Source organism: Methylobacterium sp. NPDC097929 (assembly GCF_049543375.1).
In the GTDB taxonomy this organism is placed as follows: Bacteria; Pseudomonadota; Alphaproteobacteria; order Rhizobiales; family Beijerinckiaceae; genus Methylobacterium.
The window spans coordinates 947,471-968,915 of record NZ_JBMVEP010000001.1 but is presented as its reverse complement, the minus strand read 5'-3'; the positions used below and the strand labels follow the sequence as shown (position 1 = coordinate 968,915).

General features: G+C 70.8%; 17 protein-coding genes. 12 read left to right on the top strand and 5 right to left on the bottom strand.

Annotated elements, in window-relative coordinates; genetic code table 11:
• Positions 1-134 precede the first annotated feature (134 nt).
• The 3 genes from ACPCJR_RS04660 to topA all read left to right on the top strand — a co-directional run bounded on the left by ACPCJR_RS04660 (position 135) and on the right by topA (position 4,820).
• Complete coding sequence (locus ACPCJR_RS04660) at positions 135-1,007, top strand: cytochrome b/b6 domain-containing protein (RefSeq protein ID WP_391510462.1); 873 nt, start codon at positions 135-137, stop codon at positions 1,005-1,007.
• Positions 1,004-1,954, top strand: coding sequence for a molybdopterin-binding protein (locus ACPCJR_RS04655; RefSeq protein WP_391510463.1), 951 nt, complete (start codon positions 1,004-1,006; stop codon positions 1,952-1,954). Before ACPCJR_RS04660 ends, ACPCJR_RS04655 begins: the two co-directional genes overlap by 4 nt.
• 148 nt (positions 1,955-2,102) lie before the next feature.
• Complete coding sequence (gene topA / locus ACPCJR_RS04650) at positions 2,103-4,820, top strand: type I DNA topoisomerase (RefSeq protein WP_391510464.1); 2,718 nt, start codon at positions 2,103-2,105, stop codon at positions 4,818-4,820.
• 195 nt (positions 4,821-5,015) lie between these two features.
• Here topA and trmB read toward each other — a convergent pair whose 3' ends face one another.
• From trmB to ACPCJR_RS04635, 3 genes are all read right to left on the bottom strand, one after another.
• Complete coding sequence (gene trmB, locus ACPCJR_RS04645) at positions 5,016-5,753, bottom strand: tRNA (guanine(46)-N(7))-methyltransferase TrmB (protein WP_391510465.1); 738 nt, start codon at positions 5,751-5,753, stop codon at positions 5,016-5,018.
• A gap of 9 nt (positions 5,754-5,762) precedes the next feature.
• Positions 5,763-6,938, bottom strand: a complete 1,176-nt coding sequence (gene metK, locus ACPCJR_RS04640) for a methionine adenosyltransferase (RefSeq protein ID WP_391510466.1) — start codon at positions 6,936-6,938, stop codon at positions 5,763-5,765.
• Between the two features lie 188 nt (positions 6,939-7,126).
• A complete protein-coding gene (locus ACPCJR_RS04635) occupies positions 7,127-7,534 on the bottom strand; it encodes a helix-turn-helix domain-containing protein (RefSeq protein WP_391510467.1) in 408 nt (135 codons plus the stop codon).
• A gap of 734 nt (positions 7,535-8,268) precedes the next feature.
• Here ACPCJR_RS04635 and ACPCJR_RS04630 point away from each other — a divergent pair.
• From ACPCJR_RS04630 to ACPCJR_RS04610, 5 genes are all read left to right on the top strand, one after another.
• Positions 8,269-9,072: a DNA-binding protein gene (locus ACPCJR_RS04630; RefSeq protein ID WP_391510468.1), complete on the top strand. Its 804-nt coding sequence runs from the start codon at positions 8,269-8,271 to the stop codon at positions 9,070-9,072.
• 6 nt (positions 9,073-9,078) lie between these two features.
• The gene (locus ACPCJR_RS04625; protein WP_391510469.1) at positions 9,079-10,590 is read left to right on the top strand and encodes a M48 family metalloprotease; all 1,512 of its coding nucleotides are present in this window, start codon (positions 9,079-9,081) and stop codon (positions 10,588-10,590) included.
• Between the two features lie 171 nt (positions 10,591-10,761).
• Positions 10,762-11,676, top strand: coding sequence for a rhamnosyltransferase (locus ACPCJR_RS04620; protein ID WP_391510470.1), 915 nt, complete (start codon positions 10,762-10,764; stop codon positions 11,674-11,676).
• Complete coding sequence (locus ACPCJR_RS04615) at positions 11,673-12,605, top strand: glycosyltransferase family 2 protein (RefSeq protein WP_391510471.1); 933 nt, start codon at positions 11,673-11,675, stop codon at positions 12,603-12,605. Before ACPCJR_RS04620 ends, ACPCJR_RS04615 begins: the two co-directional genes overlap by 4 nt.
• 107 nt (positions 12,606-12,712) lie before the next feature.
• Positions 12,713-14,470, top strand: coding sequence for a sensor histidine kinase (locus ACPCJR_RS04610; protein WP_391510472.1), 1,758 nt, complete (start codon positions 12,713-12,715; stop codon positions 14,468-14,470).
• A 278-nt stretch (positions 14,471-14,748) separates the two neighbouring features.
• Here the strand turns inward: ACPCJR_RS04610 and ACPCJR_RS04605 are convergent, their stop codons facing one another.
• The gene (locus ACPCJR_RS04605; RefSeq protein WP_391510473.1) at positions 14,749-15,780 is read right to left on the bottom strand and encodes a hypothetical protein; all 1,032 of its coding nucleotides are present in this window, start codon (positions 15,778-15,780) and stop codon (positions 14,749-14,751) included.
• Between the two features lie 368 nt (positions 15,781-16,148).
• Between ACPCJR_RS04605 and ACPCJR_RS04600 the strand changes: the two genes are divergently transcribed.
• From ACPCJR_RS04600 to ACPCJR_RS04585, 4 genes are all read left to right on the top strand, one after another.
• Positions 16,149-16,748 carry a superoxide dismutase gene (locus tag ACPCJR_RS04600; protein WP_331286207.1) on the top strand — a complete coding sequence of 200 codons (600 nt, stop codon included), beginning with the start codon at positions 16,149-16,151 and terminating at the stop codon, positions 16,746-16,748.
• Between the two features lie 152 nt (positions 16,749-16,900).
• Positions 16,901-18,430: a murein biosynthesis integral membrane protein MurJ gene (gene murJ / locus ACPCJR_RS04595; RefSeq protein ID WP_391510474.1), complete on the top strand. Its 1,530-nt coding sequence runs from the start codon at positions 16,901-16,903 to the stop codon at positions 18,428-18,430.
• Between the two features lie 30 nt (positions 18,431-18,460).
• Entirely contained in the window at positions 18,461-19,135 is a 675-nt protein-coding gene (locus ACPCJR_RS04590; RefSeq protein ID WP_391510475.1) for a haloacid dehalogenase type II, read from the top strand.
• Positions 19,136-19,232: 97 nt separating this feature from the next.
• Complete coding sequence (locus ACPCJR_RS04585) at positions 19,233-19,580, top strand: hypothetical protein (protein WP_391510476.1); 348 nt, start codon at positions 19,233-19,235, stop codon at positions 19,578-19,580.
• Between the two features lie 42 nt (positions 19,581-19,622).
• On the opposite strand, the gene ACPCJR_RS04580 is transcribed toward ACPCJR_RS04585, so the two are convergent.
• A complete protein-coding gene (locus ACPCJR_RS04580; RefSeq protein ID WP_391510477.1) occupies positions 19,623-21,392 on the bottom strand; it encodes a carbamoyltransferase family protein in 1,770 nt (589 codons plus the stop codon).
• Positions 21,393-21,445 lie beyond the last annotated feature (53 nt).

The following is a 21,445-nucleotide window of genomic DNA, read 5'->3' as shown; positions in this document are numbered from 1 at the left end:
CGCCGTCTAGGCGGTGCGCGGCCCGCCCGGTTAAACCGGGCGGGCTTTTTCGTATGAAACGAAGGCTTACGTTTCCCGGCGCCGGCCGGTCTTCCGATCCGGCGAGGAACGCGACAGCTAAGGAACAGCGCGCCGTGGCCGCAGGATCGACGCTCTCGGGGCCCGACATCGTGGAGACGGTGCGGCGGCGCTGGATGTTTCGCCACCCGCTGGTGATCCGGCTGGCGCATTGGATCAACGTGGTCTGCCTCGCCATCCTGCTGATGAGCGGGCTGCAGATCTTCAACGCCCATCCGGCTCTCTACTGGGGCTCGGCCTCGACCTTCGACAAGCCGTTCGTCGCCATCACCGACGACCAGCGGGACGACGGCACGGCCCGGGGCATCGTCACTGTCGCTGGCCAGACCTTCGACACCACGGGCGTTCTCGGCCTGTCGAACCTCAACGGCCGGCCGGCGGGGCGCGCCTTTCCCTCCTGGGCGACCCTGCCGGCGCATCAGGATCTCGCCACCGGGCGGCGCTGGCACTTCCTGTTCGCCTGGGCCTTCGTCATCAACGGGCTGATCTATCTCCTCTACGGGCTCGGTACGGGCCAGCTTCGCCGCCGCCTCGTCCCCGACGGCGATCAGATGCGCGGCTTCGGCTCCTCGATCCGCGAGCACCTGACCCTGCACTTCCCGGAAGGCGAAGAGGCCAAGCGCTACAACGTGTTGCAGAAGCTCACCTACCTCGTCGTGGTGGCGGTGCTGCTGCCGCTGATGGTGCTCACGGGGCTGGCCATGTCGCCGGGCGTCAACGCGGTGGTGCCCCTGCCCGACCTGTTCGGCGGCCGGCAATCGGCGCGCACGATCCACTTCATCGTCACGAACCTGCTGGTCCTGTTCGTGATCGTCCACGTCCTGCTCGTGCTGCTCTCCGGCGTGGTCAACAACATGCGCAGCATGGTGACCGGCTGGTTCGTGATCGAGCGCCAGAAGCTTCCCGCCGGACCGGGAGAGAGCCGATGAGACCCCGCCTGACCCTCTCCCGTTCGATCGCACTGCCCCATCGCCGCGGCTTCCTCACCGCGGCGGCCGGGCTCCTCGGCGTCTCGGCGCTCGGCGGCTGCGACCGCTTCGCCGCGAGCCCCGCCGGCCAGCGCGCCCTCAAGACGGGCGAGGATGCCAACCTGTTCGTGCAGCGTCTGCTGCTGACACCGGCCTCGCTCGCCAAGGAGTTTCCGGATTCCGAGATCTCCCCCTGGTTCAAGCCCAACGGCACCATCGATCCGCCGGACCGGGCCTACAAGGCGCTCGCCGCCAGGAACTTCGAGGGCTTCAAGCTGCGCGTCGACGGCCTCGTCGAGCGGCCCCAGGATCTGAGCCTCGCCGAGCTGCGAGCGCTGCCCGCCCGCACCCAGACGACCCGGCACGACTGCGTCGAGGGCTGGAGCGCCATCGGCAAATGGACCGGCGTGCCGCTCGCGGAGATACTCCAGCGCGCCGGCCTGAAGCCGAATGCCCGCTACGTCGTGTTCCACTGCGCCGACACGATGGAATACGCCGCGAGCGAGGAGACGGAGGAGGCCGAGGAGCCCGCGGAGAAGACCGCCAATCCCGGGATGGAGCAGCGGCCCGAGGGGGCGGAGAACCAAGCGAGTGATTCGAAGGCCGCGGGCAACGAGGCTCCGGCGGACGAGGGCGAGGCGGCGCAGGGCACGCCGGTGCGCTACTACGAGAGCATCGACCTCACCGATGCCTACCACCCTCAGACGATCCTCGCCTACGACCTCAACGGCAAGGCGCTGCCGGTCTCGAACGGTGCCCCCTTGCGCCTTCGGGTTGAGCGCCAACTCGGTTACAAGCAGGCGAAATACATCATGCGCATCGAGCTGACCGAGGGCCTGACCGGCATCGGCGACGGCAACGGCGGCTACTGGGAAGACCGCGGCTACGAGTGGTACGCGGGAATCTAATCCGCTCGCCGGCACGTTCACCCGATTTGACAACGCCGCGCGGCTCACCCACTTCTGCGCGGCGCGAGAGCCGGCCTCCGACCGGTACGCATCCGCGCCATTCCCAAAACCGTCTCTGCGGTGAGGCTCTGGCGAGAGGCAGAGGTTCATGAAAGTCGTCGTCGTCGAGTCGCCGGCCAAGGCCAAGACGATCAACAAATACCTGGGGCGCGATTACGAGGTTCTGGCCTCTTTCGGCCATATCCGCGATCTGCCGGCCAAGGACGGCTCGGTCGATCCGGAGGCCGACTTCGCCATGATCTGGGAGGTGGAGGATCGCGGCGCCAAGCGCGTGTCCGAGATCGCCCGCGCCGTGAAGGGAGCCGAGAAGCTCATCCTCGCGACCGACCCGGATCGCGAGGGCGAGGCGATCTCCTGGCACGTGATCGAGGCGCTCACCGCCCGCAAGGCGCTGAAAGGCATTCCCGTCGAGCGCGTGACCTTCAACGCCATCACCAAGGCGTCGGTCGACGCGGCGATGAAGAAGCCGCGCCAGATCGATCAGGCCCTGGTCGATGCCTATCTCGCGCGCCGGGCGCTGGATTACCTCGTCGGCTTCAACCTCTCGCCGGTGCTGTGGCGCAAGCTGCCCGGCGCCCGCTCGGCGGGCCGGGTGCAGTCGGTGGCGCTCCGTCTCGTGGTCGAGCGCGAGATGGAGATCGAGCGCTTCAAGCCCCGCGAGTACTGGTCGATCGTAGCCACCCTGGTGACGGAAGCCGGCGGCGTGTTCGAGGCCCGGCTCGTGGGTGCCGACGGCAAGCGCATCCAGCGCCTCGATGTCGGCAATGCCGAGGCCGCCGCCGCCTTCAAGCGCGACCTCGAACTCGCGACCTTCCAGGTGGCGAGCATCGAGGCCAAGCCGGCCAAGCGCCACCCGCAGCCGCCCTTCACCACCTCCACGCTGCAGCAGGAAGCCTCCCGCAAGCTCGGGATGGCGCCGGCGCAGACCATGCGCGTCGCCCAGCGGCTCTACGAGGGCGTCGATGTCGGCGGCGAGACCGTCGGCATCATCACCTATATGCGGACCGACGGCGTCGACATGGCGCCGGAGGCGATCCAGGACGCCCGCCGGGTGATCGGCCGCGAGTTCGGCGACGACTACGTTCCGGGCGCGCCGCGCAAATACTCCGTGAAGGCCAAGAACGCGCAGGAGGCCCACGAGGCCGTGCGCCCGACCGATATGGGCCGGCTCCCGAAGCAGATCGCCCGCTACCTCGAACCGGAGCAGGCCAAGCTCTACGAGCTGATCTGGACCCGCACCATCGCCAGCCAGATGGAATCGGCCGAGCTGGAGCGCACCACCGTCGAGGTGACCGCCAGCGTCGGCCCGCGCCGGATCGACCTGCGCGCCACCGGCCAGGTCGTGAAGTTCGACGGCTTCCTCGCCCTCTATCAGGAAGGCAAGGACGACGAGGAGGACGAGGATTCCAAGCGCCTGCCGGCGATGAAGGCGGGCGACGCCTTGAAGCGCGAGCGCATCGCCTCGACCCAGCACTTCACCGAGCCGCCGCCGCGCTATTCCGAGGCCAGCCTCGTCAAGCGGATGGAGGAGCTCGGCATCGGCCGGCCCTCGACCTACGCCGCGGTGCTCCAAACCCTGCGCGACCGCGAATACGTCCGCATCGAGAAGAAGCGCCTCCAGCCGGAGGACAAGGGTCGGCTCGTCACCGGCTTCCTCGAGAGCTTCTTCAAGCGCTACGTCGAGTACGACTTCACCGCGAGCCTGGAGGAGCAGCTCGACCGGGTCTCGAATGCCGAGATCGACTGGCGCTCCGTGCTGCGCGACTTCTGGCGCGATTTTTCCGCCGCTATCGGCGGCACCAAGGAACTGCGCGTCGCGGAGGTGCTGGAGGCGCTCAACGGCCTGCTCGGGCCCCACATCTTCCCCGAGAAGGCGGATGGCGGCGATCCGCGCGCCTGCCCGACCTGCGGCTCGGGCCAGCTCTCGCTCAAGCTCGGCAAGTTCGGCGCCTTCATCGGTTGCTCGAACTACCCGGAGTGCAAGTACACCCGCCAGCTCTCGGCCTCCGGCGTCGAAGGCGAGGGCGACGGTTCCTCGGCCGAGGGCGGCCAGCCCGGCGTGCGGGTGCTCGGCGATGATCCGGCCACGGGTCTGCCCGTGACCCTGCGCGACGGCCGCTTCGGGCCGTTCGTGCAGCTCGGTGAGGCGAGTGCCGAGAAGGGCGCGGAGAAGCCCAAGCGCTCCTCGCTGCCCAAGGGCACGAGCCCGGGCGGCGTGACGCTGGAGATTGCGCTGCGCCTGCTCTCGCTGCCGCGCGAGGTGGCCAAGCATCCGGAGACCGGCGAGCCGATCCTGGCCAATCTCGGCCGCTTCGGCCCCTACGTGCAGCACGGGAAGACCTACGCCAATCTCGGCAAGGACGACGACGTGCTGGAGATCGGCGCCAACCGCGCCATCGATCTCATCGTCGCCAAGGAGCAAGGTGGCGGGCGCGGGCGTCCCTCCTCCGATCCGGGCCGTGCGCTCGGCCAGCATCCGGACGGCGCCGCCCTCGTGGTCAAGGCCGGCAAGTACGGCCCCTATGTCAGCGACGGCTCGGTCAACGCGACGCTGCCGAAGACGATGGCTGCCGAGGCGTTGACGCTGGAACAGGCGATCGACCTCGTCAACGCCAAGCGCGCCTCGGGCGGCGGCAAGAAGCCGGTCCGCAAGACGGCGGCCCGCGCCCGTGCGCCGGCCAAGAAGGCGGAGGCCGGCGAGGCGAAGAAGCCGGCCGTGCGCAAGACGGCCAGCAAGACGGCGACGAAGGCCGCGGCCAAGCCGGCGGCTGCCAAGAAGGCCACGGCGAAGACGAAGGCGGGCTGAGGCGCGCCTGAAGAAGCCCTCTCCCCTCCGCGGGAGAGGGTGCCTGCGGAGCAGGCGGGAGAGGGGCAGCGCGACGGTGCCGGAGGTGGCGTCCGTCGCGTCTTTTCCGGAAGCGGCGCTCCCCTCACCCGACCCCCTACGGGGGCCACCCTCTCCCGCGGAGGGGAGAGGGAAGTCCGCGGTGAGGCTTCGCGATCAGACCGCTTCGACGCGCTCGAACGTCAGGTAGCTCGGCAGCCGGCCGGCGGCGAGGGCCTTGGCCTCGTAGCGAGTGCCCGGCCAGCCGGGGAACGGCCGGCGCCAGTCGTCGGCACCCTCGGCGGTCCAGCGGAGTTCCGGGCAGCGGGCGGCGCGCACCAGGGTCCAGCCCACATAGTCGTCGATGTCGCTGGCGAAGCGGAAATGGCCGCCGGGGCGCAGCACGCGGGCGATTTCGGCGAGCGAGGCGTCCGAGACGAAGCGGCGCTTGCGCTGGCGGCGCTTCGGCCAGGGGTCGGGATAGAGCAGGTAGACGCGGGTGAGGCTCGCATCCGGCAGGGCGGCCAGCAGGGCGGTCGCGTCCTCGTCCCAGACGCGGACATTGCGCAAGTCGCGATCGTCCACCGCGCGCAGCAGCTTGACGACGCCGTTGACGAACGGTTCGCAGCCGACGATGCCGGCTCGGCGGTGAACCTCGGCCTGCGCAGCGAGATGCTCGCCGCCACCGAAGCCGATTTCCAGCCAGACCTCGTCGACCGAGACCGGAAACAGGCTCGGCGGATCGAGGAACTCGCCGCGTTCGGGCAGCGTGATGCGTAAGCGCGGCAGCGCCCCTTCGAGGCGCTGCTCCTGGCCCGGCCGCAGGCGCTTGCCCTTGCGGCGCCCGTAGAAGGCCCGCTCGGTCTCCGCCGTCCCGCCCGTCTCGGGAGGGATGTCAGCATCCCTCCCCATCATGGTTCGGGCTCAGAAGGCCGACTTCAGCCGGTCGGCCAGATCCGTCTTCTCCCAGGAGAAGCCACCGTCGGCGTCGGGCTCGCGGCCGAAATGGCCGTAGGCCGACGTGCGGGCGTAGATCGGCTTGTTGAGCTGAAGCGCTGTGCGGATGCCGCGGGGCGAGAGGTCGAGGGCGTCCATCAGCACGCCTTCGAGCCGGGCCTCGTCCACGGTGCCGGTGCCGTGCAGGTCGACGTAGATCGACAGGGGCTTGGCCACGCCGATGGCGTAGGAGAGCTGGATCGTGGCGCGGCGGGCGAGGCCGGCGGCGACGACGTTCTTGGCCAGATAGCGGGCGGCGTAGGCGGCCGAGCGATCGACCTTGGTCGGGTCCTTGCCGGAGAAGGCACCGCCGCCGTGAGGCGCCGCGCCGCCGTAGGTGTCGACGATGATCTTGCGGCCGGTGAGTCCGGCATCGCCGTCGGGGCCGCCGATCACGAACTTGCCGGTCGGGTTGACGTGCCAGACGGTGCCCTCGTTGACCCAGCCCTGCGGCAGGGCCTTGAGGATGTAGGGCTCGACGATGGCGCGCACGTCGGCCGAGTCGAGCGACTCGTCGAGGTGCTGGGTCGAGAGCACGATCTGCGTCACCTCGACCGGGCGACCATTGGCGTAGCGCACCGTGACCTGGCTCTTGGCGTCGGGGCCGAGCTTGGCCGCATCGCCCTGCCCCGCCTTGCGGGCGTCGGCGAGGTCCTTGAGGATCTTGTGGGCGTAGAAGATCGGGGCCGGCATCAGGGCCGGGGTCTCGTCGGCGGCGTAGCCGAACATGATGCCCTGGTCGCCGGCGCCCTCGTCCTTGTTGCCCGCCGCGTCCACGCCCTGGGCGATGTCGGCCGACTGCGCGTGCAGATGGATGGCGACGTCGTTGTTCTTCCAGTGGAAGCCCGACTGCTCGTAGCCGATGTCGCGCACCGCCTCGCGGGTCAGCTCTTCCAGATCCTTGAAGGTCACGGAATCGGGGCCGCGCACCTCGCCCGCGATCACGACGCGGTTCGTCGTGGTCAGCGTCTCCACGCCGAGGCGAGCTTCCGGCATCGCCGCGAGGTAGGCATCGACCACGGTGTCCGAAATCCGGTCGCTCACCTTGTCGGGGTGGCCCTCCGAGACGGACTCGCTGGTGAAGAGGTAGTCGGAACGAGGCATCGCGTGCACCCCCGAATGTCGGGCGCGCCTCGTCGGCAACGGCGCTTGACCCGGTCTCTCGAAGGCGCGGCTTGTCGCATCGGAGATGGGAGGGGTCAAGACGGAATGCCGAAATCGTTCGTTATATAGAACGCCTCGCAAGGGGCGTGCTGTTTTTGCCGAGCGGGTCCGCCGACCCTCCGAACGGCCTAGTTCTTCAATTCGCGGCTCAGCACGTCGACGGCGGCCGAAAGTTCGCGCCGCTGCGCCTCGCTGAAGGTGCCGACCACCTGCCGGGCGAAGGCGCGGGCGAAATCCGACCACGGCTCGGAGCTGTAGCCCTGCTGCGTGCTCTCCGAAAAGCCGCGCTCGGTCGCCTCGTCGGGATGGGGAATGCCGTCGAGAAAGTCCGAGACCGGCGTATTCGTCAGCCGGCTCAGAATGGCGAGGTGGATCGCACTGATCCGGTTCACACCCTTTTCGTACTTCTGGAGTTGGGCAGCCGACATGCCGAAGCTGTCGGCGACGGCCCTCTGGGTCAGCTTCGAGCGTTTGCGCTGCTCGGCGATGCGACGTCCGAGAAGGACGTCACGGTCGTCAGTTTTCTGGCCCGCCATTTTCGCTCTGCCCAGCCCCAATCGGGCGATGCTTCGGTCGAAACCTTACGGTGTGCAAGACCGGGAAGCTTGGCGTGGGCAACGACCCACAAGTTATGTCATTTGTTAAAGTGCGACAGCGTACCGATGTAGGATCAGCGGGCGCAGGCAAGTGTCGACTGCAATCTTGAGTATGGAAAAATGGCGTCCCCGGCAGGGCTCGAACCTGCGACCCCAGGTTTCATCCCACTTCGGCTTTCGCCGCCGCGCTCGTCGCGCGTTCGTGGTCTGGACTATCCCTTCACCCTGGACCCGGTGAGGTCTTTAGGTGCCGCCCGTCTAGTCTCTACACCTTCCCGAGGACCACGACGGCGCCTCGGGCTTGGCTCGGGATCGGCAGGGCGCTTTGGCGCCGGAAGCTTTCCCCGAATTTGAGCGGATCCGCCGCGCGGTTTCCCGGCGCGACGCCCAATTGTGGAGTTTAGGAAACCTGTGCTCTGTCCAGCTGAGCTACGGAGACGTCGAGACAAGGCTTAGCATCATCGCGCGGGACCGCCAACCGTGCCCATCGCGCTCGGCGGCTCCCCTGTTGCCCCGCGGACTCATGGTCGGACAATCCGCTTCGCCACCTTCGGCAGCCGCGATCCGGGCCTTTTCCCGCGCCATCCTCGCAGGCTGGCAACGGGTCGACGAGGGGGCGAGCACGAGCGGTGACGAAGCGGCCCGGTCATGACTCCATATCCGGCCGGCCGCGGATGGGGCGCTGCGCTCCTCCGGCGGCTCTGTGGCTGCTCGCCGCGTGCGGGATGCCCGCGGCAAGCCAGCCCGGCCTCGCCGCGCCCGCCGACGAGGCCTGCCGGGCCGGTGCGTCGCGGGAGGAAAGCCTCGCCGGGCTCGGGCCCCGGGGCGAACTGATCCTCGCCTCGGGCCGCCGCGCCGTCCTGTCGGGCCTGCGCTGGCCCGACGAGCCCGCCCCCGAGGTGGCGGCCCGCGCCTGGCTCCTGTCCTTTCGCGGCCTGCCCCTCACCGTGACCGAGCGCGGACCGGAGGATCGCTGGGGCCGCCGCCGGATCGACGGCCTCGCCGGCGCCGCCGAGCCGGTCGATCTCGCCGGAGGGCTGATCGCGGCCGGGCTCGCCAGCGCCGATCCCGGCGAGGCCGATGCCCTCTGCCGCCCGGCCCTGCGCGCGCTGGAGGGGGCGCCGCGGGTGGCGCGGCGCGGCGTCTGGGCCGCCGGCCCGGTCGCGGCGACCGACATGGCGGCGCTGACGGCCCGTGCCGGGCGCTTCTCCGTGGTGGAGGGACGCATCCTGCATGTCGGCGAACGCTCGGCCCGGACCTATCTCGACTTCGCGCGAAAGGGGGAATCGGGCCTGACCGTAACCGTGCAGAAACGCACTTGGCGGACCCTGTCCGAACATGGTTTGTCTGCGGCCGCGCTGAGGGGCCGCTTCGTGAGAATCCGCGGCATGGTCGAGATCGGGCGGGGCCCGCTCATCGACCTTGCAGGCGTTGAGGCCATCGAGGTCGTCGAGGGGGAGCGGGCGCTGCGGCGCTAGAACGGCATGACGGGGGATCGGCACAACGAATCGGCGCGGCGTGCAGGCGGACGTCGCCGGGGTGCGCGCATGCGTGCCGGGCTGCGGCTCGGCGCGATGGCCGTGCTCGCGGCCGGGCTTTCCGCCTGCGCCGCCGACCAGACCGGGACCGTCCTCACGCCGGCGGTGATCAAGGTGCCGGAGCAGGCGCCCAGGACCACCGGGCGCAGCCGCTCCGACGAGGCGGATCACGCCAAGCTCGTGGCCTCCTTCGGCGGCGAGTACCGCTCGCCCGCCGCCCACCGGCTGCTCACCGAGATCACCGAGCGGCTGGTGCGCGCCAGCGACCGGCCGGAGGAGAGCTACGCGGTCACCCTGCTCGATTCGCCCGTGGTCAACGCCTTTGCCCTGCCGAGCGGTCGGCTCTACGTGACCCGCGGCCTGCTGGCGCTCGCCAGCGACAGCTCGGAGGCCGCCGCGGTGCTCGCCCACGAGATCGCCCACGTCACGCTGCGCCACGCCACCGCGCGCAGCGAGATGGCCCTGCGCTCGCAACTCGTGAGCCGCGTGGTGGCCGACGTGCTGAACGATCCCGTCACCGGCGCGCAGCTCGAGAGCCAGTCCAAGTTCACCTTGGCCCGCTTCTCCCGCGAGCAGGAGCTGGAGGCCGACACGAACGGCGTGCGCGTGCTGGCGCAGGCCGGCTTCGATCCCTTCGGCGCCGGCCGCTTCCTCGAAGCGCTCAACCGCACCATGGCGCTCAAGTCCGGCACCGGCAGCGCCTCCGAGCCGGACATGCTGGCGACCCATCCGGCCACGACCGAGCGCATCGCGCTGGTCACCCGCGCGGCCCGGCGTATCGGCGCCCCCGGCCTCGGCACGGACGAGCGCGCCCGCTACCTCGCGGCGATCGACGGCGTGGCTTATGGCGACAATCCCGGCGAGGGGCTGGTGCGCGGGCGCCGCTTCCTGCATCCGGGCCTCAGGATCGCGTTCGAGGTGCCGGACGCCTTCGCCATCGAGAACACCCGCAACGCCGTGCTCGGCACCACGCCCGAGGGCAGCCGCCGCCTGCTGTTCGATCAGGTCGAGGCCAGCGGCGACCGCAGCCTCGAAGACGTGCTGCGCGCGACCTGGAACGACGCCATCGAGGCGGGCACGGTCGAGAATCGTATCATCGACGGGCGCTCTGCCGTGACCGCGATCTCGCGCGGCAAGGACTGGACCTTCCGGCTCGCGGCGATCCGCATGGGCGAGAGCACCTACCGCATGATCATGGCGGCTAAGGGCGCGACCGATCCGGACGCCGCCTTCCGGCGCTGGCTGGAGAGCCTGCGCCCGATCGAGCCGGAGGAGGCCGCCTCCCTCAAGCCCGCCCACCTGCAGATCGTCACCGCCGCGCCGGGCGACAGCGTGGAGGGGCTGGCTCGGCGCATGAGCGTGCCCGACCGCGCCGTGGACCGTTTCCTCGTGCTCAACGGTCTGGAACGCGGCGCGGCGCTCCGGCCGGGTCAGAGCTACAAGATCGTGGTGGAGTGAGCCGCCGGGTTCCGGGCTTGCGCCCCCGCGGTCCCGCGCCTAGACCATCGTGCCGGATATCGTATCCGGCACGATGGTCTAGCCTTTTGTTTCGCATCGTCTTTTTCCGAAAGCCGGCGGCCACCTTTCGGAACGATGCTCTAGGCCGGTAGCCTCACAGGCAGGTCCGTCGTGACGCCCCAAGCTCCCTCCCGAGACGATCCTCCGACCGCCGTCGCGGTCGTGTTCTTCCGCCCTTCGGCGGCGCAGGCGGCGCGGATCGTCGAGCGCTTCGCCGGGCGTGCGGCCGTGCTCGTCTTCGACAACGGCGGCATTCCGCCCGAGGCCCTGGCCGCCTTGCGGGCGGCGGAGGGGCTGACCCTGCTCGGCGAGGGCCGCAATCTCGGCATCGCCGCGGCCCTCAACGCGCTCGCGGACGCCGCCCGCGCCGCGGGCTTCCGCCGCCTGTTCCTGCTCGATCAGGATGCCGACGCCACCCTGGCGACGCTCTCCTCGCTCGCTCAGGCCCTGGATCGCGCGGCCGGCGATGCGCCGCATCCGGCGCTGGTCGGGCCGGCGCCCGCTCCCAATCCCGGCCACAAGGCGCCGCGCTACCCCGCCCGTTCGGGCCAGACGCCGCGGGGCGGGCTTCAACCGGTGGAGTTCCTCGCCACCTCCGGGTCGCTCATGGATCTCGACGCCTTCGCCTGGGTCGGCCCGTTCCGCGAGGACTTCTTCATCGACGCGGTCGATCTCGAATGGTGCTTTCGCGCCTGGGCGCGGGGCTTGAGCTGCTGGATGGACCCGGCCACGGCGATCCCCCACAGCGTCGGCCGCGGCACCATCCGCGCGCGCGTCCTGCCCGTGGCGATGCCCGACCAGCCGCTGTTCCGCATGGCGGTCTACGTGCGCAACACGGCCTATGGCTGGCGCCTGCCGCACCTGCCCCGCCGGTGGAAGCTGAAGCAGGCGGCCTACCTGCCGCTCCAGATCGTCCTCTACTGGGCCCGCCACCGTTTCTCGCCGCGCGTGCTCGCCCGCCTGCTCGGGGCGCTCGCCCGGGGCCTCGGCGGCCGGCTCGGCCGGCCGGCGGACGCGCCGCCGTGAGGCCGCTCCTCGACGTCGTCATCGTCAACTGGAATGCCGGGGACCAGCTCCGGGACTGCCTTGGGAGCCTTGCCGCGAGCGGGGATGCGGCGCGCCTGCGCGTCGTCGTGGTCGACAACGCCTCCACCGACGGCTCGGCCGAGGGGCTCGAACGGCCGGATCTCGCGCTCACCGTGCTGCGCAACACCGACAATCGCGGCTTCGCCCGGGCCTGCAATCAGGGGGCGGCCTTGGGCGAGGCGGAGGCGATCCTGTTCCTCAATCCCGACACGCAGGTCAGCCGGGACGGCATCGGGGCCGCCCGCGCCGTGCTCGAGGCGGATGAAGGCATCGGCATCGTCGGCGCCCGGCTCGTCGACGAGGCGGGGCGCACACACCGCACCTGCGCCCGCCATCCGACGCCTGCGCGCCTGATCGCCCACACCCTGTTCCTCGACCGGCTGCTGCCGGGCCGCGTGCCCGCGCATTTCCTGCTCGACTGGGACCATGCCGAGACGCGGGCGGTTGACGCGGTGATGGGCGCCTTCCTGATGATCCGGCGTTCCCTGTTCACCCGGCTCGGCGGGTTCGACGAGCGCTTCTTCGTCTACTGGGAGGATGCCGACCTCTGCGCCCGCGCGGGCGCGGCGGGCTTTGCCGTGTGCCACGCCGCACGGGCCGAGATCCGACACCGCGGCCAGGGCACCACCGAGGCGGTGAAGGACCGGCGCCTGTTCTACTTCCTGCGCGCGCAGGCGCTCTACGCGGACAAGCATTTCGGCCGCTTGAATTTCCTCGCAGTTCTGGCCGCCGCGCTCGCGGTGAACCTGCCCGTGCGCCTCGGGCGCGCCCTGCTCCGGGGCTCGGCGCGGGACGCGGGTGCGGTGATCCGCGCAGGCGGCATGCTGGCCGCGGCCATGCCGGACCTGTTGACCGGCAGCGATCGATGAGGCTTGCCTCGACGCCCAGTCTTGTCGTCCGCGGCGGCCTCCGTCATGGTTCCGCTCTCCGGACGGTCCCGCTTGCACCCGCAGCGGGCGGCTGAACGGGGAACGGGGTGCACGACAGGGCGGATCAGAGCTCCCGACCGGCGGACGCGTCGCTCGGTCTGTACCGTGCCGCCTTCGACGGCGCGCCGGTGGGTCTCGCCGTGCTCTCGCCCGACGGACGCACGATCCGCGCGGCCAATCCCTGCCTCTGCCGCTGGCTCGGCTACGCGCCCGGCGCCCTCGACGGACGCCCCACCGATCAGGTGATCGGCCGGGACGAGTTCGGCGGGGACGCCCTCGGCCTCAAGGCCGGAATCCGGCGCTGGCAGCGGGCGGATGGCGGCGCCGTCGACCTGCGCCTGACCCTCTCGGGCGAGGCCGACCCGTTCGGGGACGCGGTCGCCGTCGTGAGTCTCGTCGATGCCGACGAATTGGTGCGCGCCGAGCAGAACCGCGATGCCCTGACCGCGGCGGGCCTCGGCGAGTGGCGCTGGGACCTCACCACCGGGCAGATGGTTTTCTCGCGCCGCGCCGCGCAGATCCTGGGTTACGCCCCGGGACGTTCCGTCACCTGGGCGGTGATGCGCGGGCAGATCGACCCGGCCGATGCCGACCGCATCCAGGCCTCGGTCGCGCAGGCTCTCGCCGAGCGGCGCCCCTACGCCTTCCAGGCCCGTTTCCGCCGCGCCACCGACGGGGCCGAGATCTGGATCGGTGCCCGCGGGGAGGCCGTCCTGGCGGCCGACGGCGCTCCGGTCGGCGTCGTCGGCGTGGTGCAGGATATCACCACGCGAGTCGAGGCCCGCGAGGCGCTGGCCGAGCGCGAGGAGCGCCTGCGGGTCGCCACCACGGTGGCCGATCTCGGCATCTTCGAGTGGCACGTCCTCGACGACCGGGCGACCTGGGAGAACGAGCGGATGTTCGCGATCTTCGGCCGCCGGCCGGAGGAGGGCAGCATCGGCAAGGCCACCTTCCTCAAGCAGATCCTGCATCCCGAGGACCGGCCGCATTTCCGGCAGGCCATCCTGCGCGCCCTGCGCGAGGACACGATCCTGCACGCCACGGGACGCATCCGCCGCCACGACGACGGCACCTGGCGCACCATCGACATGGCGGGGCGCTTCGAGCGCGGCGCGACCGGCGGCCTGCCGCGGCGCCTGATCGGCGTCGTCGCCGACGTGACCGACCGGCACCTTTCCGAGGAGCGCCGCAGCCTGCTGATCCGCGAGCTGCACCACCGGGTGAAGAACACGCTGGCCACGGTCCAGGCCATCGTCGGCTCGACGGCGCGCACCGCCACCAGCATCGACAATTTCCACGAGGCCTTCGTCGGCCGGATCAAGTCGCTCGCTCACACCCACAGCGTGCTCACCGAGGCGACGTGGCAGACGGCGAGCCTGCGCGACCTGCTCGCCTCCGAACTGATGCCCTACGCCGAGAGCGAGACCGAGACTTCGCCGGACCTGCGCATCGTGCTGGACGGGCCGCCCGTGGATCTGCCCTCCGACATCGCCGTGCCGATCGGCATGGCGATCCACGAACTGACCACCAACGCCGCCAAGTACGGCGCCCTCTCGTCCGGGCGCGGCCGGGTCGCGATCTCTTGGAGGGTCGAGGACGGCCTGCTGCATCTCGACTGGCGCGAGACCGGCGGCCCGCGCGTGGAGCCGCCGACCCGCCAGGGCTTCGGCTCGCGCCTGCTGCAGCGGGTGCTGACCACGCAGGTCCAGGCCAGGATCACGACCGACTACGCGCCGGAGGGCTTCCACCTCACGCTCGCCGCACCCCTGCCGGAGCGCAACCCGGCACTCAACCCGCTGGCGTGAGGCGGCCGGCGGCTTGACCGGCACGGACATGGCACTGCGCCGGATTGCTTGCGCCAAGCCTCGCCATGACGCCGAGGATGTGAACGCAATCCCGCGCGAGGCGAGGCCTCAAACGGTTTTGGTTTGATCGTTTCGGTCTCTTCCAGCGTCCTTGCGAGGCTCAGCGAAAGCAGTCCAGGGCTCTGCACTGTCCGGACAGGTCGCGCTCCGGGTCGCTTCGGCTCCGCCTCGCGAGGACGGAGCGGGGCGAAGGCCGAGGCGATCAAACGGAGACGAGATCAGGCCGCGCCCCGGGTCTCCTCGCCGCCCGCGTTGACGAAGCTCTTCAGCTCGTCGAGCGAGGCGAAGGTGAAGCGTCCCCGCGGGGTATCCGCCTCGATCGAGCCGTCGGAGAACATCACGTAGGTGTTGGCGCCCGAGGCGTAGGAGCCCACCGCGTGCCGCTCCGGATCGGGGGCGGCCGCGGTCGTCTCCGGATGGGGAGCGGCAGGTTCGGCCTCCGCCGGCAGCTCGGCGGCCGGCTCCGGAGCGGGCTCGTCGAGGGAGGAGCGCAGGCCGATCGTCTCGGGCGCGGGGGCCTCCTCGGGACGTGCCTCCTCGGGATACGCCACCTGGGGGTGGGTCTCCTGGGGATAGGTCTCTTGCGGCTCGCTCCCGTGGTCGGTCGCTTCGTGCAGCGCGACCGGCTCGGGCTCCGGGAAGGCGTGCCGAGCGGGTTCGGGCGCGGCGAACAGATCCTCCTCCGCTCTGGCTCCCACGGGCGGGTGGCGTTCGGGCGCAGGAGCCGAGTCCGGCAGGAGATCGGGCAGAAGCGGCTCGGCGGCGGTCTCGGCCGGCGGCGTCGGGTCTTCGAAGACCGGCTCCGAGCCGCGTGCGCCCGGGCGCAGCGCGCCGATCGACAGGCCCGCGAGCCCCGCCGCTCCCATGCCGGCGCCCATGGCCGCGAGCGAGGGGCGCTCCGGCGGCGCCACCTCGGGCGCCGCGGCGGAAGCGGATGCCGCCGAAGCCTCGGCCTCCCAGGGTGCGGCGGCGAAAGCGGGCGTGGCGAAGGCGGGCTCGGCCGGCACGCTCTGCGGCACATCCTGGCCCGGGCTCGCATCGAGCCGCCGGTCGAGGCTGTCGCCGAGCTTGCGCAGCCGGTCGAGAACCGCCGTCAGGCCGAGCAGGATCACGCCGGCCGAGGCCGCGGTCGAGCCGCCGATCACCATGGCGAGCCCGCTCTCCAGGCGCACGTAGGGAAAGCCCTGGACCACGGCGGCGATGCCGCCGAGAATCATGACGAGACTGAGCGCGAGCAGCGCGACGACCATGGTACTCTCGACTGAACTGTCGCGGGCGGCGTGGAGGGGCAGGATAACCCCCGGAGCGCCCAATGCAAAATCGCACGGCGATGGGGTGTGCGGAATCCGGCCGTTCCCTCCCGCCATGCACAGCCGAATGCCCGCGGAGCGTGTGCGGCCCGGGCCATGAGCGCGATGCGGCCGGCGCGAACACGCGCAAAATCGTGGATCGTGCGCTCCGACGGGTGGTCATGCGCGCGGATACGGCCCCGGTGGCGTTGCCGAGCCCGGTCCACCGACTTACCTACCCGCCCGTCACCTCGCCGGCCGCGCGCGTCACATTGCCCGCGCGCTTCGCCCACGCTCCCCGCGAGACCCGGACAACCCAGGAGACACGCATGACGTTCACCCTGCCCGAGCTGCCCTACGCCTACGACGCGCTGGGGCCCTACATGTCGAAGGAAACCCTCGAGTTCCACCACGACAAGCACCATAAGGCCTACGTCGATACCGGAAACAAGCTGCTCGAAGGCACGGATCTGGCCGGCAAGAGCGTCGAGGAGATCGTCAAGGCGAGCTACAACACCAATCAGGCGCTCTTCAACAACGCCGGCCAGCACTACAACCACCTGCACTTCTGGAACTGGATGAAGCCCAACGGCGGCGGTCAGCCCCCGGCGGCGCTGGCCCAGAAGATCGACGAGGACCTCGGCGGCTACGAGAAGTTCAAGGCCGACTTCATCCAGGCCGGCATCGGTCAGTTCGGCTCGGGCTGGGCCTGGCTCGCGGTCAAGGACGGCAAGCTCGCCATCCTCAAGACCCCGAACGGCGAGAACCCGCTCGTCCACGGCGCGACCCCGATCCTCGGCGTCGACGTGTGGGAGCACTCCTACTACATCGACTACCGCAACCGCCGTCCCGACTACCTCAAGGCGTTCATCGAGAACCTCGTGAACTGGGAGTACGTCGAGAAGCTGTACGGCGAGGCCAAGGCCTGATCCGCGTCCCCGTTTGATGCCGCCGCCCCGTTCGCCGACGGGGCGGCTTTTTCGTGCCTGTCGTGACCTTGCGGCCCTAGTCGCGCCTTGTCCCGACGGCCTAGTGCGAAGACAGGGCGATCCCGCCCGCATGGGATCAACCGCGTAAAGAAATGATCCGCTCGATCCTCTCCGTCGGCGGCTGGACGCTGGTCTCGCGGGTCACCGGGTTCGCCCGCGACGTGGTCACCGCCGCGGTGATGGGCGCGGGACCGGTGGCGGATGCCTTCGTCGTCGCCTTCCGCCTGCCGAACCACTTTCGCGCGATCTTCGGCGAGGGGGCGCTCAACACCGCCTTCGTGCCGGCCTACACCCATCTGGAGCAGGCGGGGGCGCCGGGGGCCGCGGCGCGCTTTGCCGACCGCGTCTTCACTCTGATGCTGATCGTGCAGGTCGTGCTGCTGGCGCTCGCCCTGCCGGCGATGCCCTGGGTGGTGCGGGCGCTGGCGCCGGGCTTCTCCGAGGATGGGGAGCGGTTCGCGCTGGCCGTGAGCCTGACGCGGATCACCTTCCCCTACCTGCTGTTCATGACGCTGGTGACGCTGTTCTCCGGCATCCTCAACGCGCATCGGCGCTTCGCCGCCGCGGCCGGGGCGCCGGTTCTCCTCAACCTCGCCATGCTGGCCGCGCTCGCGCTGGCCTTCCTGTTTCCGAATGCGGCCTACGCGGCGGCCTGGGGCGTTTCGGTCTCCGGCGTGTTGCAATTCGCACTCGTGTGGTGGGATGCGCGCGCCCGCGCCTACGCCCCGCGGCTGACGCGGCCCACCCTGCGCGACCCCGACCTGATCCGCTTCTTCAAGATCCTGGGGCCGGCGGTGATCGGTTCGGCCGGCTTCCAGATCGCGACCTTTGCCGACACCATCATCGCGAGCTTCCTGCCCACCGGCGCGGTCTCGGCGCTCTACTACGCCGACCGGCTCTACCAATTGCCCTTTGGCGTCATCGCCATCGCCGCCGGCACGGTGCTGCTGCCGGAGATGAGCCGGCGCCTCGCCGCGGGCGACGTGGCCGGGGCGCACGCGGCCCAGAACCGGGCCGCCGGCTTCACGCTCGCGCTCTCGGCCCCCTTCACGGTCGCCTTCCTGACCCTGCCGGGGCTGATCATGGCGGCGCTGTTTCAGCGGGGCGCCTTCACGGCCGAGGATGCGGCCCGCGCGGCCTCCGTGCTCGCGGCCTACGGGATGGCGCTGCCGGCCGTGGTGCTGGTGCGCTCGGCGGTGGCAAGCTTCCACGCCCGGCAGGACACCACGACGCCGCTCTACGCCTCGCTCACGGCGATCGCCGTCAACGTCGCACTCAAGCTCGTGCTCACCGGCCCCTACGGGGTGGCCGGCCTCGCGCTGGCCACCGCCATCGGCCAGTGGATCAACCTCGCCCTGCTCTACGGGCTGGCCCTGCGCCGGGGCTGGACCGCGCCGGGGCGGGTGCTCGGCGTCACCGTCGGCGCGGTGATCGTGGCGAGCGCGGTGCTGGCGGGGTTCGCGGTCTACGGGCTGCCCTTCGCCGAGCGGATCGTGCCCGCCCTGCCCCATCTGCGCGAGATCGCAGTGCTGGCGCTCCTCGGGCTGGCCGGGGCGCTGGCCTATGCCGGCACCCTGATCGCGGTGATGGCCGTCTTCGGCGTGCGCTTGCGCCGCAGGTAGGTCTTCGGGCGCCGCCCCATCTCACGCCGCATGAGCGATCCCGACCTCCTCGCCGGCAAGAGCCACGCCGTGTTCGACGCCTACGGCACGCTGTTCGACGTGCATTCGGCGGTGGCGCGCCATGCCGGTGCGCTCGGGCCGCGGGCGGAAAACCTGTCGGAGCTGTGGCGCACCAAGCAGCTCGAATATTCCTGGGTGCACGGCCTGATGGGCCGCTACGTCGGCTTCTGGGACCTGACCGAGCGCGCCCTCGATTTCGCGCTGGCCAAGCACCCCGACATCGACCGCAATCTGCGCGCGACGCTGCTCGACGCCTATCGGGATCTCGACGCCTACGGCGAAGTGCCGGAGGTGCTCGCCCGGCTCAGGGCGCGGGGCGTGCGGACCGCGCTCTTCTCCAACGGCAACGCGGCGATGCTGGAGCGGGCGGTGGCCTCGGCGGGGCTCGGTGAGCGGCTCGACGCCGTGCTCTCGGTCGATCCGGTCCAGACCTTCAAGACGGCGCCCGCCGCCTACCAATTGGTTCTCGATCGGCTCGGCGTGGCCCGGGGGGCCGTGCTGTTCTTCTCCTCGAACCGCTGGGACATCGCCGGGGCGAGCGCCTTCGGCTTCGACGCGGTGTGGGTGAACCGCAAGGGTCAGCCCGACGAATACCCGGACCAGCCGCCGCGCGCCGTCGTGAACAGCCTCGATGCGGTGATCTGAACGGCCGGCAACGCCCCGTTCGCCAATCCTTAAGCTTGGCCGGATTAAGTCCGACATACGTGCCTGACGTCTCGGATTGTCCAGAGGATCGGTTCCCGTGCCCGCTTCGTCCCTCTCCTCCCTCGCCCGGAAGGGCGTCTGCGCGACGCTTCTCGGCGCCGCCCTCCTCTCCGCCGCCGCGCCGGCCTCCGCCCGCGACGGCCGCAACGGCGCGCTGATCGGTGGCGCGGCCGCGGGTGTCATTGGCGGCTTGGCCGTCGGCGCGCTCCTGAACGGCGCTGCCCCGCCGCCGCCTCCCCCGCGGGCGCGCCCGGTCTATGTCGAGGAGGAGCCGGTCTACGTCGCGCCCCCGCCCCGCCGCGGCCCGATCTGCCACTACGAGCGCCGCAAGGTCTGGCTCGACGAGGTCGAGTTCACCTATCGCCGGGTCGAAGTCTGCGAGTGATACTTGCGGGTTCGCCGCGAGCGAGGATGAAAGGCGTCCGCTTCAGGCGGGCGCCTTTTTCGTCAGGATCCAATCCTCGACCACGATGGCGTCGAGACCGGTGGTGTAGAACATCAGGATCGCGTCCTCCGCCGTGTGGAGGATCGGCTTGCCCATCACGTTGAAGCTGGTGTTGAGCAGGATCGGCACGCCGGTGCGTTCGGCGAAGGCTTCGATCAGCGCCGCGTAGGCCGGGTTGCGCTCCCGCGTCACGCTCTGGAGCCGGCCGGTGCCGTCGGCGTGGACCACCGCCGGCACGCGGTCGCGCAAAGCCTCGCGCCAGACCAGGGTGCGCTCCATGTAGGGGCTGTCGGCATAGTCCTCGAACCAGTCGGGCCCGGCCTCGGCCAGGATCGAGGGCGCGAAGGGGCGGAACGCCTCGCGGTACTTCACCTTGGCGTTGAGCGATTCCTTGGCATGGGCCGGGCGCGGATCGGCCAGGATCGAGCGGTTGCCGAGCGCCCGGGGCCCGAACTCCGCCCTTCCTTGCACCCAGCCGACGAGGCCGCCCTCGGCGAGGATCGTCGCGGCTTCCCGCGTCACGCCCTCATGGCCGAGGCGGCGGGCGCGGGGCTCCCACTCGGCCATGCGCTCCAGCGGCTCGGTGGAAACGGTCGAACCGAGATAGGGCGTGAGCGGACGCGCCGCGCGCGTCGGACCCTTCCAATCGGGATCGTCCTCGGCCAGCGCCAGCCACGCGGCGCCGATGGCGTTGCCGTCGTCGGCCGGCGCCGAGGGAACGTGCAAGCGCTGGAAGCCGGAGCGCGCGAGCACCCGGCCGTTATAGGAGGAGTTCAGCCCACAGCCCCCGGCGATCACGAGGTTTTCGCCGGGCGCCAGCCGCCAAGCCTCGGCGACGAGAACGTCCATCAACTCCGAAAAAATGTCCTGGCCGCAGCGGGCGAGATCGGCCCAGCCCTGCTCGCCGACATCCTTCGGGCGCCGCGACAGGATCTCGGCGGCGACCGCCTGCACCGTGGCCTCGTCGGCGAATTTCAGCCGCCCCGCCTCGACCGAGAAGAGCCGGCGCAGCAGCGCCATCAGCGCGGGGTCGGTCTTCCCATAGGGCGCGAGCCCCATGATCTTCCATTCCTCGCCCTTGATCTGGTCGAAGCCGGCGAGGTCCGTCACCAGCCCGTAGAGGAAGCCGACCGAGCCGCGCCCGCGCTGGCGCCGCACCTCCTCGATGCGCCCGTCCCTCAGACGGTAGATCGCCGCCGCGCCGGTCTCGCCCATACCGTCGACGATCAGCGCGGTCGCCTCCTCGAACGGGCTGCCCCACAGCGCGTAGGCAGCATGGGCCAGATGGTGGGCGTAGCGCCGCCGTCCCGCGATGGTCGCCCGCGGCTTACCGCCGAGCCCCCGCGTCTCGTTGTCGAGGGCGAGCACCGTGCCGTTGCCGGCCCGCGCCTGCATGGCGTGGAGGTCGGCGATGAAGACCCGCTCGGCCCGCTCCGGCACGAAGGAGCGGTTGAGGCTGGAGGGATGCGCGGCGAGCGTCGGCAGATCGAAGGCGCCCGACGCCGACTGACCCTGCAGGAACTCCGTGAACTGCTCGCCCCAGGAGGTGGCGACGACGATCTCCGTCCCCTCGGGGACGTGACGCTTCAGGAGCCCGGCCATGCGGGTGCCGGGATCGGGCTCGCAGTTCGGGGCGCGCTTGTATTGCAGGTAGCGCTCGGCGGCCTCGGCGAAGAGCACGGCACCGTCCGGCCCGACGAGGGCGAGTGCCGGATCGTGGAAGGTCGTGGCGAGGCCGAGATAGGTGCGCATGCTGCCGGGCTACACGCCGGCACGCGAGGCGACAACCGCGTTGCGGTGCTCCG

Bases quoted from the DNA above. Each gene is read 5' to 3' on its own strand.
- topA (WP_391510464.1), top strand. From the start codon at position 2,103: ATGAAAGTCGTCGTCGTCGAGTCGCCGGCCAAGGCCAAGACGATCAAC.
- ACPCJR_RS04605 (WP_391510473.1), bottom strand. From the start codon at position 15,780: ATGGTCGTCGCGCTGCTCGCGCTCAGTCTCGTCATGATTCTCGGCGGC.
- trmB (WP_391510465.1), bottom strand. From the start codon at position 5,753: ATGATGGGGAGGGATGCTGACATCCCTCCCGAGACGGGCGGGACGGCG.
- metK (WP_391510466.1), bottom strand. From the start codon at position 6,938: ATGCCTCGTTCCGACTACCTCTTCACCAGCGAGTCCGTCTCGGAGGGC.
- ACPCJR_RS04630 (WP_391510468.1), top strand. From the start codon at position 8,269: ATGGGGCGCTGCGCTCCTCCGGCGGCTCTGTGGCTGCTCGCCGCGTGC.
- murJ (WP_391510474.1), top strand. From the start codon at position 16,901: ATGATCCGCTCGATCCTCTCCGTCGGCGGCTGGACGCTGGTCTCGCGG.
- ACPCJR_RS04600 (WP_331286207.1), top strand. From the start codon at position 16,149: ATGACGTTCACCCTGCCCGAGCTGCCCTACGCCTACGACGCGCTGGGG.
- ACPCJR_RS04655 (WP_391510463.1), top strand. From the start codon at position 1,004: ATGAGACCCCGCCTGACCCTCTCCCGTTCGATCGCACTGCCCCATCGC.
- ACPCJR_RS04580 (WP_391510477.1), bottom strand. From the start codon at position 21,392: ATGCGCACCTATCTCGGCCTCGCCACGACCTTCCACGATCCGGCACTC.
- ACPCJR_RS04590 (WP_391510475.1), top strand. From the start codon at position 18,461: ATGAGCGATCCCGACCTCCTCGCCGGCAAGAGCCACGCCGTGTTCGAC.
- ACPCJR_RS04635 (WP_391510467.1), bottom strand. From the start codon at position 7,534: ATGGCGGGCCAGAAAACTGACGACCGTGACGTCCTTCTCGGACGTCGC.
- ACPCJR_RS04625 (WP_391510469.1), top strand. From the start codon at position 9,079: ATGACGGGGGATCGGCACAACGAATCGGCGCGGCGTGCAGGCGGACGT.